This window comes from Micromonospora sp. DH14 (assembly GCF_029809455.1).
GTDB lineage: Bacteria > Actinomycetota > Actinomycetes > Mycobacteriales > Micromonosporaceae > Micromonospora > Micromonospora parva.
The window spans coordinates 119,647-133,563 of record NZ_JARVKT010000011.1 but is presented as its reverse complement, the minus strand read 5'-3'; the positions used below and the strand labels follow the sequence as shown (position 1 = coordinate 133,563).

The 13,917-nt window shown below is 72.7% G+C and carries 17 protein-coding genes; 9 read left to right on the top strand and 8 right to left on the bottom strand.

The genetic code is table 11. The annotated features are described in order from the left end of the window. Positions 1-9 precede the first annotated feature (9 nt). Both QCZ28_RS16835 and QCZ28_RS16830 read left to right on the top strand, forming a co-directional pair. Positions 10-807 carry an alpha/beta fold hydrolase gene (locus QCZ28_RS16835; RefSeq protein WP_279517528.1) on the top strand — a complete coding sequence of 266 codons (798 nt, stop codon included), beginning with the start codon at positions 10-12 and terminating at the stop codon, positions 805-807. 81 nt (positions 808-888) lie between these two features. Beyond that, positions 889-2,076 (top strand): ABC transporter substrate-binding protein, encoded by a 1,188-nt coding sequence (locus QCZ28_RS16830; protein WP_279517527.1) that lies wholly within the window; start codon positions 889-891, stop codon positions 2,074-2,076. 66 nt (positions 2,077-2,142) lie between these two features. Here QCZ28_RS16830 and ddaH read toward each other — a convergent pair whose 3' ends face one another. Further along, positions 2,143-2,976, bottom strand: a complete 834-nt coding sequence (gene ddaH / locus QCZ28_RS16825; RefSeq protein ID WP_342446904.1) for a dimethylargininase — start codon at positions 2,974-2,976, stop codon at positions 2,143-2,145. A gap of 59 nt (positions 2,977-3,035) precedes the next feature. On the opposite strand from ddaH, the gene QCZ28_RS16820 reads away from it, so the two are divergent. Both QCZ28_RS16820 and QCZ28_RS16815 read left to right on the top strand, forming a co-directional pair. After that, positions 3,036-3,500: an Lrp/AsnC family transcriptional regulator gene (locus QCZ28_RS16820; RefSeq protein WP_030331732.1), complete on the top strand. Its 465-nt coding sequence runs from the start codon at positions 3,036-3,038 to the stop codon at positions 3,498-3,500. Between the two features lie 73 nt (positions 3,501-3,573). Further along, on the top strand, positions 3,574-4,530 hold the full coding sequence (locus QCZ28_RS16815) for a zinc-binding dehydrogenase (RefSeq protein ID WP_279517526.1): 957 nt from the start codon (positions 3,574-3,576) through the stop codon (positions 4,528-4,530). Positions 4,531-4,536: 6 nt separating this feature from the next. Here QCZ28_RS16815 and QCZ28_RS16810 read toward each other — a convergent pair whose 3' ends face one another. The 3 genes from QCZ28_RS16810 to QCZ28_RS16800 form a co-directional block, all read right to left on the bottom strand. Next, positions 4,537-5,643, bottom strand: a complete 1,107-nt coding sequence (locus QCZ28_RS16810; protein ID WP_279517525.1) for a hypothetical protein — start codon at positions 5,641-5,643, stop codon at positions 4,537-4,539. Positions 5,644-5,724: 81 nt separating this feature from the next. Continuing rightward, on the bottom strand, positions 5,725-5,991 hold the full coding sequence (locus QCZ28_RS16805) for a DUF6457 domain-containing protein (RefSeq protein ID WP_210862945.1): 267 nt from the start codon (positions 5,989-5,991) through the stop codon (positions 5,725-5,727). Further along, entirely contained in the window at positions 5,988-6,716 is a 729-nt protein-coding gene (locus QCZ28_RS16800) for an NTP transferase domain-containing protein (protein ID WP_279517598.1), read from the bottom strand. The genes QCZ28_RS16805 and QCZ28_RS16800 overlap by 4 nt, the downstream gene beginning before the upstream one ends. 78 nt (positions 6,717-6,794) lie before the next feature. Here QCZ28_RS16800 and fdhD point away from each other — a divergent pair, with 78 nt between their 5' ends. After that, positions 6,795-7,649 carry a formate dehydrogenase accessory sulfurtransferase FdhD gene (fdhD, locus tag QCZ28_RS16795; RefSeq protein WP_279517524.1) on the top strand — a complete coding sequence of 285 codons (855 nt, stop codon included), beginning with the start codon at positions 6,795-6,797 and terminating at the stop codon, positions 7,647-7,649. Here the strand turns inward: fdhD and QCZ28_RS16790 are convergent. The 4 genes from QCZ28_RS16790 to QCZ28_RS16775 all read right to left on the bottom strand — a co-directional run bounded on the left by QCZ28_RS16790 (position 7,639) and on the right by QCZ28_RS16775 (position 10,242). Further along, on the bottom strand, positions 7,639-8,352 hold the full coding sequence (locus QCZ28_RS16790) for a GAP family protein (protein WP_279517523.1): 714 nt from the start codon (positions 8,350-8,352) through the stop codon (positions 7,639-7,641). The genes fdhD and QCZ28_RS16790 overlap by 11 nt on opposite strands. A 135-nt stretch (positions 8,353-8,487) precedes the next feature. After that, positions 8,488-8,886 carry a hypothetical protein gene (locus tag QCZ28_RS16785; protein WP_279517522.1) on the bottom strand — a complete coding sequence of 133 codons (399 nt, stop codon included), beginning with the start codon at positions 8,884-8,886 and terminating at the stop codon, positions 8,488-8,490. Continuing rightward, the gene (locus tag QCZ28_RS16780) at positions 8,883-9,134 is read right to left on the bottom strand and encodes a hypothetical protein (protein WP_030331749.1); all 252 of its coding nucleotides are present in this window, start codon (positions 9,132-9,134) and stop codon (positions 8,883-8,885) included. The genes QCZ28_RS16785 and QCZ28_RS16780 overlap by 4 nt, the downstream gene beginning before the upstream one ends. Before the next feature lie 61 nt (positions 9,135-9,195). Next, positions 9,196-10,242 carry a DUF4192 domain-containing protein gene (locus QCZ28_RS16775; protein WP_279517521.1) on the bottom strand — a complete coding sequence of 349 codons (1,047 nt, stop codon included), beginning with the start codon at positions 10,240-10,242 and terminating at the stop codon, positions 9,196-9,198. Between the two features lie 173 nt (positions 10,243-10,415). On the opposite strand from QCZ28_RS16775, the gene QCZ28_RS16770 reads away from it, so the two are divergent. From QCZ28_RS16770 to QCZ28_RS16755, 4 genes are read left to right on the top strand one after another with little or no spacing between them, the layout of a single operon-like run. Then, positions 10,416-11,330 (top strand): fructosamine kinase family protein, encoded by a 915-nt coding sequence (locus tag QCZ28_RS16770; protein WP_279517520.1) that lies wholly within the window; start codon positions 10,416-10,418, stop codon positions 11,328-11,330. Further along, positions 11,327-12,340: a GTP 3',8-cyclase MoaA gene (gene moaA / locus QCZ28_RS16765; protein WP_279517519.1), complete on the top strand. Its 1,014-nt coding sequence runs from the start codon at positions 11,327-11,329 to the stop codon at positions 12,338-12,340. The genes QCZ28_RS16770 and moaA overlap by 4 nt, the downstream gene beginning before the upstream one ends. 2 nt (positions 12,341-12,342) lie before the next feature. Continuing rightward, positions 12,343-12,597: a MoaD/ThiS family protein gene (locus QCZ28_RS16760; RefSeq protein WP_279517518.1), complete on the top strand. Its 255-nt coding sequence runs from the start codon at positions 12,343-12,345 to the stop codon at positions 12,595-12,597. A 15-nt stretch (positions 12,598-12,612) separates the two neighbouring features. Continuing rightward, on the top strand, positions 12,613-13,857 hold the full coding sequence (locus QCZ28_RS16755; protein ID WP_279517517.1) for a metallophosphoesterase: 1,245 nt from the start codon (positions 12,613-12,615) through the stop codon (positions 13,855-13,857). The last annotated feature ends 60 nt before the right edge of the window (positions 13,858-13,917 follow it).

The following is a 13,917-nucleotide window of genomic DNA, read 5'->3' as shown; positions in this document are numbered from 1 at the left end:
CGTCGCGCCATGCCTGCCGACCCGCGCGCCGTGTTGACCCGGCCTGCTCCGGAGCCCGACCGGACCGTGGCGTACGGGGACGACCCGAATCAGGTGGCCGATCTGCGCCTCCCGGCGGGGACCGGCCCGGCCCGGCCGCTGGTCGTCGTGCTGCACGGGGGGTTCTGGCGGGCCGAGTACGACCGGCGGCACACCGGCCCGCTGGCCACGGCCCTCGCCTCCCAGGGCTACCCGGTGGCGCAGCTGGAATACCGCCGGACGGGGCAGCCCGGTGGCGGCTGGCCGGGCACCCTGACCGACGTTCTGACCGGGGTGGCCGAGCTGCCCGTGCTGGCGGCCGACGCGCTGCCCGGCCGGGTGAGCCCGACCCCGCCGATCCTGGTCGGGCACTCCGCCGGGGGTCACCTGGCGCTGTACGTGACGGCCACCGCCCCGGCCACGGTGGGCGGGGTGCTCGCCCTGGCCCCGGTGGCCGACCTGGGCGAGGCGTACCGGCGCGATCTGGACTCGGGCGCGGTCGCCGCGCTGCTCGGCGGCGGCCCGGAGCAGGTCCCGGACCGGTACGCGACGGCGGATCCACGGATGTTGGTACCGATACGAACACGCACAGTAGTTGTGCACGGTTCAGACGATCATCAGGTACCGGCAGAGATGAGCCGGGATTTCGTAGCGGAAGCCAGTGCCGCAGGATCCGATATCTCCCTTGTTGAACTGCCTGGATGCGAGCATTTCGGGCTGATCGACCCGGAGTCCGTCGCCTGGCCCCAGGTCCTCGCTGTGTTGCGGTCCCTGCACGATGATCACTAGCCATTGACGCAGCGTCGCGGACCAGGTAGAACGCCGGAGGGGCGGTGTTCGGCCCTGTAACGCTTCCTTGGAAGGAACTCGGTGTCGCAGATGAATCGCAGGCGGGCGCTCCAACTGTTGGCCGCGCTCGGTACCACCGGGTTCGTCGCCGGGTGTGGCTCAGACAGTGACGCCGAACCGACCGCCAACCGCAGCCCGGTCAAGATCGGGTTGATCACGCCGCAGGCCGGCGGTTTCAAGAGCATCGGCGACGACATCACCAACGGCTTCCAGCTCTTCCTCGACCTGCACGACCAGCGGCTGGGCGGCCACCCCGTCGAGCTGCTGACCGCCGACGAGGGCGACACCGCGAAGACGGGCAAGGCCGCCGTCGAGGGCCTGCTCAAGCAGGGCGTGCTGGCGCTCACCGGCGTGGTCAACTCGTCGGTGATGGTCGGCATCCGGGACACCGTGGAGCAGGCCCGGGTTCCGCTGATCGGCTCCAACGCCTCACCGAGCAGCCTGCAGAGCGTCTTCTACATCTGGCGGACCTCGTACGTGCTCGACGAGGCCGGCCGGGCGCTCGGCCGCTACCTGCGCGACCAACTGCCGGCCAACGGCCGGGTCGCGATCATCATGCCGGAGAACGTCGGCAGCCCGGACGTCGTACGCGGCTTCAAGCAGGAGTTCGGCGCGACCGACCCGCGGATCAGCGACCCGGTGACCTACACCAACGCCACCGGCAACCCCGGCAAGACGACGTACGCCTCGGACATCTCCAAGGCGCTGGCCAAGAAGCCCACCGCGGTCTTCTGCTTCTTCGCCGGGGCGGCCGCCGTCGAGTTCATCAAGCAGCTGCGCGAGAAGTTCGCCGGGCCGATCTACGCACCGGGCTTCCTCACCGAGGGCACCGTGCTGGAGAACCTGAAGGACAACGCGCTGGGCATCCAGACCGCGCTGAACTACTCGGCCGACCTGAACAACACGTCGAACCGGGTCTTCGCCTCGGCGTACCGCAAGAAGTACCAGGTCACGCCCACCACGTACGCGATGGCGTCGTACGACGCGGCGCAGGTGCTCGACCAGGCCATCCAGCTGACCGGCGGGAAGCCCACGCCGCAGCAGGTCAACCTGGCCCTGGGCAAGATCGGCCAGATCGACAGCCCGCGCGGCATCTGGCAGTTCAACCAGCCGCGTACCCCGCAGCAGAAGTGGTACCTGCGTGAGGTGCAGCGCGACGGCCAGGTCATGTCGAACGTGCTGATCAACGAGCTGGCCACGCTGGGCTGATCGCCCGCGCAAGCACGGTTCGGGGCCGGTCTCCCAGTGGGAGACCGGCCCCGAGACGTTCGTGGGTCAGTGCCGCAGCTCGGCGATGCAGCACTTCACGCTGCCGCCGCCCTTCTTCAGCTCGGCCAGCTCGACGGGGACCGGGGTGTACCCGGCCGCCTTGAGTTTGCCGGCCAGACGGGTGGCCTCGCTGTTGAGGACCACGTTCGCGCCGTCGCTGACCAGGTTGAGCCCGAAGGCCATCGCGTCCTCGTCGTCGGCGATCACCGCGTCCGGGAAGAGTTGGGTGAGCACCCGCTGGCTGGCCGCGGAGAACGCGCCCGGGAAGTAGACGATGTTCTCGTCGTCGATGGCCGCGAGCGCCACGTCCAGGTGGTAGAAGCGCGGGTCGATCAGGCGCAGCGACACCACCGGACGACCCAACGCCTCCTGCGCCTCGGCGTGCGCGGGGATCTCGGTGCGGAAGCCGTGCCCGGCCAGGATGAGCCCGCCGTGCGCCTCCGGCACGTACGCGAAGTCGCCCTCGCCCTCGTTGGTCTCGCTGGGTGCGATGAAACGCCAGCCCTGCGCCTCGTAGAAGGCGTGGTGGGCGGCGGCCTCGGCGGCCCGCTGCTCGTGCTTGAACCGGGCGCCGTAGACGCTGCCGTCCACCACGAAGCCGCCGTTGGCGGCGTAGACCATGTCGGGCAGGCCCTGCTCGGGGGTGAGCAGGTGCACCTCGTGGCCGAGGCCGACAAGCGTCTCGCGCAGCCGGTCCCACTGCTTGACGGCCAGGTCCCGGTCGACCGGGGTGGTCACGTCCATCCACGGGTTGATCGCGTACTCGACCGCGAAGTAGTCCGGCGAGCACATGAGATATGTCCGCTTTCGCGGGAAACGCTGCTGGTTCACGGTCACCAAGAGTAGGTACCGTGGAACTTTGAAAACAGCCACAAGTGTTGCTTCCCAGAGGCGGAACGTTGCAGATAGACGCGGTAGACCAGCGGATCATTGCGTTACTTGTCGCGGACGCCCGCGCGTCGTACGCCGACATCGGCGCTCGGGTGTCACTCTCCGCCCCAGCGGTCAAGCGTCGCGTCGACCGACTACGCGCCACCGGCGTGATCAGGGGATTCACGGCCGTCGTTGATCCGGCCGCCGTCGGCTGGACGACGGAAGCCTTCGTCGAGCTGTTCTGCGCCGGCCGGACCACCCCGGCGCAGATCGGTGTGGCCGCCCGCCGACACCCCGAGGTGGTCGGCGCGTACACCGTCTCCGGGGAGGCGGACGCGCTCGTGCACCTCCGCGCCGCCGACATCGCCCACCTGGAGGCGGCGCTGGAACGACTGCGGGCCGAGTCCTTCGTGACCTCCACCCGCAGCACCATCGTCCTCTCCCGGCTGGTCGAATCGCCCGGCGTCGGGCCGTCCGCCGGCACCTCTTGACCTGAAGCCCGGTTCAACTGCTGCGATGGTCGTGGCGTGGCACGACGCCCGCCGGCGGCCGAGGGGGAAACGCATGCGGGCGATCTGGTTACGGGAGTTCGGCGGACCCGAGGTGCTGGTGCCCGGCCCGGCGCCCGACCCGGTGCCCGGCCCCGGGCAGGTGCTGATCGACGTCGCGCACGTGAACATCACCTTCGTCGAGACGCAGCTACGCTCCGGTCGCCCCGGCCCGTTCCGGGTCACCCCACCGCTGATCCCCGGCAACGGCGTCGGCGGGGTGATCACCACGGTCGGGTCGGACGTCGACCCGGCGCTGACCGGGCGCCGGGTCGTCAGCGCCACCGGCGGCTCCGGTGGGTACGCCGAACGGGCGGTGGTGGACGCGTCCGCACCCTTCGAGGTGCCGGCCGGGCTGGCACTGGACGACGCGGTGGCCCTACTGGCCGACGGACGGACCGCCACCCTGCTGGTCGAGGCGGCCGGCGTTCGCCCCGGCGACCGGGTGCTGGTGGAGGCGGCTGCGGGCGGCGTGGGCAGCCTGCTCGTGCAGCTCGCGGCGCGCGCCGGCGCACAGGTGATCGGTGCGGCCGGCGGCGCGCGCAAGGTGGACCTGCTGCCCGGCCTCGGTGCCGACCTGACGGTCGACTACCGCCTGCCGGGCTGGGCCGACCAGGTCCGGGACGCGGTGGGCGGAGTCGACGTGGTGTTCGACGGCGTCGGCGGCCCCATCGCCCGGACGGCGTTCGAGCTGCTGGACCCGGGTGGCCGGATGGTCAGCTTCGGGCTGGCCAGCGGCGGGTGGTCCCCGGTGTCGGCGGAGGACGCCGCGGCGCGGCACGTCACGCTGGTCCGGCCGGACGTGCCGCCCGCGCGGATGCGCGCGTACACCGATCAGGTGCTGGCGGGCGCGGCGGCCGGCCAGCTACGGCCGCTCATCGGCCAGCGCTTCCCGCTGGAACGCGCGGCGGACGCGCACGCCGCCATCGAGGCGCGCGCGACAGTCGGCAAGACCCTGCTGGACGTGCACTGACCGGGTTCAGAGGTACATGCCGGTGCGGTGCTCCGACTCGTCGCGCCGGATCGGCTTGTCACCCTCACCGAAGAACCGCTTGCCGCCGAACTCGCCGTGCAGACGGTCGTCCAACTCGTCGGCGAGACCGGTCATCACCTGCACCGCAAGCATCAGATGGGTGGCCTGGAAGTTGCGGCCGAACACCGGGATGGACGCCCAGACCGTGTCGTCGGCGCAGTAGAGGCGGCCGATCGGCATCCGGTTCGTCAGCTCGGAGAGCTTCACGTAGAGCCGCTCGGTCGGCTCCACCTCGGTGAGCACCGGGGAGAACACGTCCACCAGGGGCGGGTTGTCCCGCACCCGCACGAAGACCATCGCCGAGCCGGCCCGGATGTTGATGTCGCCGTCCGAGTCGATCTGCAACCGGTCGGTGTCCGACTTCAACATCGTGGAGACCACGGTACGGACCCGGTCGGCCAGGTCGAGCACGTCGTCCCGCTCGACCTGAGCGGCAGCGGCCTCGGCCAACGCCTCCTCCAGGTCCGCCTCGACATCGGCGTCCGGGCCGAACTCGCTACGCGCGGTCCCCAGCGGGTCCACCGTCAGCGGTTCGCCCTCGGCGTCGTGCACCAGGTAGACGAGGAAGGCCGGGTGCGGGGCACCGTAGACGTCCCGCAGCGTGCGGGAGAGCAGCGTGGCCACCTGCGTCGACTCGCCCGTCGTGGCGTTCAACCCGAAGGAACCGCCGGAGCCGGCGACCACCCCGGGCGGCGACCAACCGAGCGCGACCATGTCCGCCACCGCGCCCCGGTCCAGTCGGTACCCCGCAGGCAGGGTGGCGTTGCCGACTGCGCGGGCGGACAACACCCGGTCCGCGTCCACGTCGACGCTTATCGAGTAGACGGCGTCCCCGGTGCCGGAGGCGGTGGGATCGAGGGTCACGTCGAGGTGCGCGCCGACGGGAAGTTCCCGCAGCCGCACGGCGAGCGCGCGGGCGAACTCCCGCCACGCCTCGGTCACCTTCGCCCGCAGGTCGGTGGTGCTGGGCTCGTCGAGCAGGATCGATTCCGCCGGCTCGGTCGAAGCGCCGGGCAGCTCACCGTGCGGGGCCGAGGGGTGGTCAGCCGTCATGATCGCCTCCGTCCGTCACGATCACCCTACCCACGCCGCCGGTAGGTCGAATCAGCCCGGACCGGGATCGGACAGCGGCGGTCAGCGGGCCGTCGGGTCCGCGGGGTCGGCACCCAACTCGACCGGCCAGGCGCCGGCCAACGCGCTGAGCCGGGCCGCGGCGTCCGCCGGCTCCGCACCCCGGCCAACCGCCACACCCAAGAGGTACGCGGTCACCGGCGCTCCGGGACGCAGCACCTGGTGGGCGACGTCCCGGGCCAGATCGAGCACCGCCGGCACCGGCACCGCGGCCGGGTCCAGATCCAGCTCGGCGCACACCGCCGTGACCCAGTCGTCCATCACCGTCATCGCGCCCACTCCTCCGCCCGGCGTACGTCCTCGTCAGTGTCGCAGTCGAACCACGGCGGCGGGCCCTCGCCGGACCAGCCCACCTCCCGTACGACGAGACCGGCCAGCAACGCCCGCACCGGCGCCCCGGACAGGCTCCCGCCCCGCTCGACGGCCAGCCGGTCCAACGCCGCCCGCAGCGCCGCGACCCGCCAGACACCACAGAGCGACTGCCGCCGCCCGTCCCCGTCCACGAAGCACACCCCGTCCGGTCCCCGCTCGCCGCCGCCGGCCGGCGGTGCCGACGCGGAGCGCTCTCCCGCCGGTTCGGTGCTTGCGGACTCCCGGTCGAAGTGGTCCAACAGGTCACCGATCGCGGCCCGGGTGAGCAGCGGCAGATCGCCGGCGAGCAGCGCGACAAGGGCGGTGTCGGGATCCAGCAGGGCCAGGCCGGCCGCCGCCGCGACGACCGGGCCGCCGCCGGGCGGGTCCTCCCGGACGACCCGCACACCCGCCGGCACGCCCTGGGCCGCGCCGACCAGCACCCGTGGCGTCGCGTCGGCGACGGCGGCCAGCACCCGGTCACGCATCGGCCGGCCACCGACCGGAAGCGCGGGCTTGTCGACCCCGCCCATCCGTCGGGCGGCCCCACCCGCGAGCACCACTGCGGCGTACGTCCCCACCCGCCCACGGTAACCGTGCCGCCACTCGAACACGTCAGCCCAACCCCTCGCCCCGTTGATCATGGAGTTGTCGCTCGACACGCCGACGACACGCGCGGACAACTTCATGATCAACGCGCGGGGTGGGGGGAGGATGGCGGGATGGGACGGGCAACTGATCGCAGGGGCGTACTCCGGATCGACCTGGACGCGGCGAGCGCCGGGCGCGGGTCGGTCCGCCGGCCGGACACCCTCGCCGTGGAAGAGCCGCTGGAGATCCGGGTCGGCGCGGCCGGCCCCGGCCGACGCCGGCCGCTCGCCGTCACCATGCGCACCCCCGGCGACGACCTGGACCTGGCCATCGGGTTCCTGCTGACGGAGGGGCTGATCCGGTCGACCGACGACGTGCTGACCGCGCAGCTCTGCGCCGGCGCGGAGACACCGAACACGTACAACGTGGTGGACGTGGTGCTCGCCCCCGGCGTGCCGGAACCCACCACCGACCCGTCCCGGAACTTCTACACCACCAGCTCCTGCGGGGTCTGCGGCAAGGCCAGCATCGACGCGGTACGCACCCGGTCGCTCTTCCCGGTCTCGGCGGACCCGCTCAGTGTGCCGGCCTCCCTGCTCGCCGACCTGCCCGACCGGTTGCGCGCCGCCCAGCGCGGCTTCGACCGGACCGGCGGGCTGCACGCGGCCGGCTTGTTCACCCCCGACGGCGAACTGGTGGTGCTGCGGGAGGACGTGGGCCGGCACAACGCCGTGGACAAGGTGATCGGCTGGGCCGTGCGAGAGCGCCGGCTGCCGCTCGCCGGGCACCTGCTGCTGGTCTCCGGGCGGGCCAGCTTCGAGCTGACCCAGAAGGCGTGGATGGCCGGGCTGCCGCTGCTGGCCGCGGTGTCCGCCCCGAGCACCCTCGCCGCCGAGTTGGCCGAGGAGGCGGGGATGACGCTTGTCGGCTTCCTGCGCGGCAACACGATGAACGTCTACGCCCGTCCCGAACGGGTCACAGTCTGATCACCAGCTGGTCGAGCAGGTCCAGCCGGATCACGGCGTCGCGGGCCAGCAGAAAGCCCGCGATGCCGAGGATCCAGCCGAGCATGCCGCCGGAGTGGCGCGCGATCCAGGCGTTGAGCCGGCCCAGCACCGGCTCGACCAGCCTCGGCCACGCCATTCGCGCTCCGAGCAGCAGCACCGCCGGCAACACCATGACCACGCAGTAGGCAGCGAGCAGACCCACCATCTCCGCCGCACCGACCCCGGAGGTGGTCAGCAGGCCGACCGCGCCGAGGTACGGCAGCATCGTCGCCACCTCCGCGAGCGCGGCGAGGAGCGCCAGCCCCACCAGCCAGCGCACCGAGGAGTCGCCAGCGGTGACGCGGTCCCGCCATCGCAGCACACCGCCGCCGCGTGGGCGTCGTTTGCCGTCGTACCGGAAGCTGAGCGCGAACAGCCCGACCCCGAGAACGAGCTGCGCCCAGAGCACCGGCCGGTTGTCCATCGCCCCGCCGAGGACGTCGGCCAACTGGCTGCCACCCAGGGCGAGCAGCAACCCCACGGCGAAGTAGAAGACGGCGATGGTGCCGAGGTAGACGAGGATCCGCCGCGCGTTGATCGTCCCGGGTGCGAGCAGCAACCAGACCGGGATGAAGAGGGTGCCGATGCTGGTGCTGTCGATCAACGCCAGCCCGGCCAGCGACAGCAGCAACTGGGGGGTCATGTCGTACCGACACGGTTAACGGCCACGAGATCATTCTCCGGCGGTGGTGAGCCGGCCGCGTCGGCCGTGGACAGGAGCAACGCGTACATCCTTCGACGGAGGGCGCACGCCGGCCGGTCGCAGCCTTGTCGCTCGTCAGGCCAGCGGGAGGATGCTCCAGTTGGTGGGGAGCACCTTCGCCGCCGCCTCGGGTCGCGCCGTCGCGTAGTGCGCCTCGTGGGTGAGTGCCGCACGGGCGGCATGGCCGAGCGAGATGTCACCGTCCCCGGCGCGGGCCAACGTGCCGGTGTCTCGCACCGCCTCGGCGTCTAGAGGCAGCAGGCGGATCATCGGGGCGGTCATCATCAGGGCCAGCAGCGCCGCATCGATCTCGTCGGCCGCGTTCGCGAAGGCGACAGCCAGGCACGTCGCCGGTACGGCCACCTGCCGACCCTCGTCGGCGACCTCCAGCATCAGCTCCCCCACCGATGGGTTGCCCTCGAGGTAGGCCGTCAACGCCGACGCGTCGAAGACGGCAGCGATCTGATCGCTCATCCCGCGCGGCCCAACATCCGGCGTCCTTCGGCGAGAGCGTCCGCCGGAATGGGCGTCGCCAGCCGCTCCCGCCACCGCGCCCGGCCCGCCTCGGTCACCTCGATGCCGGCACGCCGCAGCACCTCGTCGAGGTGCATGACCTCCATCTGGGCCCGTACCGCCGCGGTGATGGCGGCCGAGACGTTGGGCTGCCGATCCAGCCACTCCGCGACGTCGTCGGGGAGGCTCACGGAGCGCTTGACGGTCATGTCCGCCAGCCTACCAATTCTGGTAGCACCCGCGGTATTACCGCGCGCGTGATCGGGCCGGTCAGCGGCGGCCACGTCGACTCCGTTTGCGAGGGCGGATGACCCCGGGCATCCCGACCGACGGCCAGCCGTCCAGCTCGGCCGGGGGAACGCCGCGCCGGAGCAGGTCGTCCAGCAGCAGGGCCAGGGAGTAGTCGGGGTGCAGACCGAGCGTGCGTTCGAGCGCGACCGCCGCCAGCGCACCCTGGCCCGCGCGCCACGCGGCGAACGCCAGCAGCGCACCCGGAGCGGCGACCACCTCCGGCTCGGCGCGGCGCAGCACGTCGGTCCAGAGGGCGATGTCCCGGTCCCGGCCGTCGGTGCGTTCCCACGCGTGATCGCGGACCGGCAGGTGCGTCATCAGCACCGTCAGCCAGGCCACCTCGTCGTCGTCGAGCCGCTCACCACGCCGCTGGCGGCGCTGAGCCTCGCGGATCGCCGCCACCCCGGCGGTGCGCAGCGACCGGGCGCCGAGCAGGTCGCTCTCGGGTGCCTGCTCGACCAGCTCGGCCAGTCTCCGCTCGGCGCGGGCCGTGGCCGCGCGGGCCGCGTCCCGGGCCGGGCCGTCCACCGGTGCCACCTGCGCGACCAGGGCGGCCCGGTCGGGGAGTGCGACCTGGCCGGCGAAGACCGCCGAGGCGGTCACCCGGCTGACGGTCGGGTCGTAGCGGCGGCCCTCGGGCGGGCAGCACTCGGCCTCGGTGCAGAGGTAGGACCACCATCGGCCGTCGGTCACCCGCAGCGCGTCGAGCACCTCCAAGCCGACAGCGGTCAGCGCGGCGCGTACGGCATCCACGCTCGGGGTGACCCGGTCGGGCGGGCCGTAACCCACGACTGTGGCAGCCTCCGCGCCCTGCCGGTGGATCACCCCGGCCAGGTGTCGGGCCCGGTCGAGGGGATCCGTGGACGGCTCGGGCAGGTCGGCGCGTGCGGCGAAGATGATCTGCCGGCCGCGCAGCGCCACCGCGACCACGCTGTCGGCGGGGTGGAAACCGAGCAGGTACGGCACGGCGGCGATCAGGTCGGCGGGTGAGCGGACGGCGAGCTGAGGGCGTTCGGTCGAGGTCATGCCGGAAGCCTGCGGCGGGGGCACCGAGCCCGGCCACCCCTGTGGACGACACGCGGCTTATCCACAGTTACGCAGCGTGTTTTCCCTGCTCATGCCGGACCGACGGGTGCGGAAAGAGCGCCGATGTCGTCGGGCGACACCTGGCTGTCGTAAGGAGCGGTTACCGTGCGCTGATGGACCTGGCGTACCTGCGCGCGCATCCGGCGCACCTCCCGACCTTCCGGACCCATCAGCGGCTCCGGGAGACGCCGGTCGCCGGTGGAAACATCTGCGCCGCCGCCCGGCTCACCCTCGACGACGGCCACTCCGTCTTCGCCAAGTCCTGGCCGGAGGGCGCCGACCGACCGGCGCCCGAGGGGTTCTTCGCCGCCGAGGCCGCCGGCCTGCGCTGGCTGCGGGAGGCGGGCGCGGTCGCCGTACCCGAGGTGATCGTGGTGTTGCCGGAGCTGCTGGCGCTCGACTGGGTGGAGCCCGGCGAGCCGACGCCGGAGGCCGCGGAGCGCTTCGGCCGGGAGTTGGCCGGGTTGCACCGGGCGGGCGCGACCACCTTCGGTGCGACCTGGCCCGGTTTCATCGGCGCGCTCGTGCAGGACAACACCCCGACCGAGGGGCGCTGGTCGACATGGTTCGCCGAGCGGCGCCTCGCCCCCTACCTGCGGCGCTCGGTCGACGGCGGTGCGCTCAGCGGGGCCGATGCGGATCTGGTCGAGCAGGTGATCGGTCGCCTCGACGGGCTCGGCGGCGACGAGCCGCCCGCACGCATCCACGGCGACCTGTGGCCGGGCAACGTGCTGTGGGGGGCCGACGACCGGGCCTGGCTGGTCGACCCGGCGGCGCACGGTGGGCACCGGGAAACGGATCTCGCCCAGCTCGCCCTCTTCGGCGGCATCCCCCACCTGGGTCGGGTGCTGGCCGCCTACCAGGAGAGTTGGCCGCTGTCTGACGGCTGGCGGGACCGGGTGCCGCTGCATCAGCTGCATCTGCTGCTCGTGCACACCGCGCTCTTCGGCGCCAGTTACCGAGATACGGTCGTCCAGACCGCCCGTGCCGTCCTGGGCCGGGCCGAGCGCGCTACGGTCGACAGGTGAGCGCCGCCCCGGGGTCCGACGGCGTCCTCGTCGACCGGTACGGCCGTGTCGCCCGGGACCTGCGCGTGTCCCTCACCGACAAGTGCAACCTGCGCTGCACCTACTGCATGCCGGCGGAAGGGCTGCCCTGGCTGGCCGGCCCCGAGCTGCTGACCGACGAGGAGATCGTCCGGCTGGTCCGGGTGGCGGTCGAGCTGCTCGGCGTGACGGAGGTGCGGTTCACCGGCGGTGAGCCGCTGATCCGACCCGGGCTGGTCGACATCGTGACGGCCGTCGCCGCTCTCCGGCCCCGCCCCCGGGTCTCGTTGACCACCAACGGCATCGGCCTCGACCGGCTGGCCCCGGCGTTGCGCGCGGCCGGCCTGGACCGGGTGAACGTCTCACTGGACACCCTGGACCCGGACCGGTTCACCACGCTCACCCGCCGTCCCCGCCTCGACGCGGTGCTGGCCGGGCTGGCCGGGGCGGCGGCAGCCGGCCTCAGCCCCGTAAAGATCAACTCAGTGCTGATGCGAGGTGTGAACGAGGACGAGGCGCCGGCGCTGCTCCGCTTCGCCCTCGATCACGACTACCAGCTGCGGATCATCGAGCAGATGCCGCTGGACGCCCAGCACGGTTGGGCCCGCGACACCATGGTCACCGCCGAGGAGATCCTGGCGTCCCTGCGTACCGCCTTCGATCTCAGCCCCGACCCGGCCGAGCGCGGTGCGGCACCGGCGGAGACCTGGCTGGTCGACGGAGGTCCCGCCCGGGTCGGTGTGATCGCCAGCGTCACCCGCCCCTTCTGCGGGGACTGCGACCGCACCCGGCTGACCGCCGACGGTCAGGTCCGCGCCTGCCTCTTCGCCACCGAGGAGTCGGATCTGCGCGCCGCGCTGCGGGGTGGCGCGGACGACGACGAGCTGGCCCGACGCTGGCGTACCGCGATGTGGGGCAAGCGCGCCGGGCACGGCATCGACGACCCGACCTTCCTCCAACCGACCCGACCGATGTCCGCGATCGGGGGCTGAGCATGCCGGGGGCACCGCTGACCGTCCGCTACTTCGCTGGCGCCCGCGCCGCCGCCGGCCGCGCCGAGGAGGCCGTCCCCGGTGGGCGATCACTCGACGACCTCACGGCCGAGCTGTCCCAGCGCCACGGCGACCGTCTCGCCGGGGTGCTGCGGGTGGCGAGTTTCCTCGTGAACGGCGTCACCTGTCATGATCGTCAGGCACCCCTACCGGCCGGGGCCACGATCGATGTCCTGCCCCCGTTCGCGGGCGGCTGAGAGAGGCGCGCACACATGATGGCGGTTCTGGGGTTCGTCGCTGTCCTGGCGCTGGTCACCGGTCTCATCCACCTCTACCTGTGGAAGCGGCTGGTCCGGGACACCACCACACCGGGTCGCTGGCGACGGGTCGGCGCGATCGCCGCGGTGGTGCTGGCCGTGCTGGTGCCGATCACCCTCGCCGGGACGCAGGCCGGGCTCTACTGGCTCGCCTGGCCGGGCTACCTGTGGCTCGCGCTGATGTTCTACCTGCTTGTCGTGCTTGTCGTGCTGGAAGTGCCGATGCTCGTCGCCCGGCTGGTGCTGCGCCGCCGGGTGGTTGCCGCGGAGCCGACCACCGCCGCGCCCGAACCGGTACTGGTCGGTGCCGCCGGGCCGACCGACCCGCCGGCCGCCGGCGCTGTCGCGGCACCGGACCACGACCCGTCCCGTCGGTTGCTGCTGGCCCGTGGGGCGGCCATCTTCGCCGGCCTCACCGCCACCGGCATCACGGGGTACGGCGTCCGCACCGCCCTCGGCCCGCCGCAGCTGGACCGGGTGCAGATCCCGCTCGCCAAACTCCCCCGCGGCATGGACGGTCTGCGCATCGCCACCGTCTCCGACATCCACCTCGGCCCGCTGCGCGGCCGGGCACACACCGAGCGGATCGTCGCCGCGATCAACCGGCTCGACGCGGACATCGTCGCCGTCGTCGGTGACCTGGTGGACGGCTCCGTCGCCGAACTCGGCTCCGCCGCCGCGCCGCTGCGCGACCTGCGCTCCCGCTACGGCAGCTTCTTCGTCACCGGCAACCACGAGTACTACTCCGGCGTCGAGGAGTGGGTCCAGGAGGTCGACCGGCTCGGTCTGCGGGTGCTGCAGAACCGGCGGCAGGAGATCCAGGCCCGGGGTGGGGTGCTCGACCTGGCTGGCGTGAACGACCTCAGCGGGGTGGGCACCGGCCTCGCGGCCGGTCCGGACTTCGCCGCCGCCCTCGGTGACCGCGACCCGAGCCGGCCCGTCGTCCTGCTCGCGCACCAGCCGGTGGCGGCCAAGGAGGCGGCCCGCTACGGCGTCGACCTGCAACTGTCCGGGCACACCCACGGCGGGCAGATGGTGCCGTTCAACCTGGCCGTCCGGCTGGAGCAGCCGGTGGTCAGCGGGCTCGGTGAGGTGGACGGCACCAAGGTCTACGTGACCAACGGCGCCGGTTTCTGGGGTCCGCCGGTCCGGGTCGGCGCGGAGCCGCAAATCAGTCTGGTCGAGCTGCGCTCGGCATAGCGGAGGTCACGTCCGCGCGTGGCGGCGGGTGGCCGGCGCGGCGGGCGTGACAGGATGCGG

Bases quoted from the DNA above. Each gene is read 5' to 3' on its own strand.
- QCZ28_RS16810 (WP_279517525.1), bottom strand. From the start codon at position 5,643: ATGACGGCTGACCACCCCTCGGCCCCGCACGGTGAGCTGCCCGGCGCT.
- QCZ28_RS16790 (WP_279517523.1), bottom strand. From the start codon at position 8,352: ATGACCCCCCAGTTGCTGCTGTCGCTGGCCGGGCTGGCGTTGATCGAC.
- QCZ28_RS16800 (WP_279517598.1), bottom strand. From the start codon at position 6,716: ATGATCAACGGGGCGAGGGGTTGGGCTGACGTGTTCGAGTGGCGGCAC.
- QCZ28_RS16805 (WP_210862945.1), bottom strand. From the start codon at position 5,991: ATGACGGTGATGGACGACTGGGTCACGGCGGTGTGCGCCGAGCTGGAT.
- QCZ28_RS16755 (WP_279517517.1), top strand. From the start codon at position 12,613: ATGATGGCGGTTCTGGGGTTCGTCGCTGTCCTGGCGCTGGTCACCGGT.
- QCZ28_RS16835 (WP_279517528.1), top strand. From the start codon at position 10: ATGCCTGCCGACCCGCGCGCCGTGTTGACCCGGCCTGCTCCGGAGCCC.
- QCZ28_RS16775 (WP_279517521.1), bottom strand. From the start codon at position 10,242: ATGACCTCGACCGAACGCCCTCAGCTCGCCGTCCGCTCACCCGCCGAC.
- QCZ28_RS16780 (WP_030331749.1), bottom strand. From the start codon at position 9,134: ATGACCGTCAAGCGCTCCGTGAGCCTCCCCGACGACGTCGCGGAGTGG.
- fdhD (WP_279517524.1), top strand. From the start codon at position 6,795: ATGGGACGGGCAACTGATCGCAGGGGCGTACTCCGGATCGACCTGGAC.
- QCZ28_RS16785 (WP_279517522.1), bottom strand. From the start codon at position 8,886: ATGAGCGATCAGATCGCTGCCGTCTTCGACGCGTCGGCGTTGACGGCC.
- QCZ28_RS16815 (WP_279517526.1), top strand. From the start codon at position 3,574: ATGCGGGCGATCTGGTTACGGGAGTTCGGCGGACCCGAGGTGCTGGTG.
- QCZ28_RS16770 (WP_279517520.1), top strand. From the start codon at position 10,416: ATGGACCTGGCGTACCTGCGCGCGCATCCGGCGCACCTCCCGACCTTC.
- QCZ28_RS16760 (WP_279517518.1), top strand. From the start codon at position 12,343: ATGCCGGGGGCACCGCTGACCGTCCGCTACTTCGCTGGCGCCCGCGCC.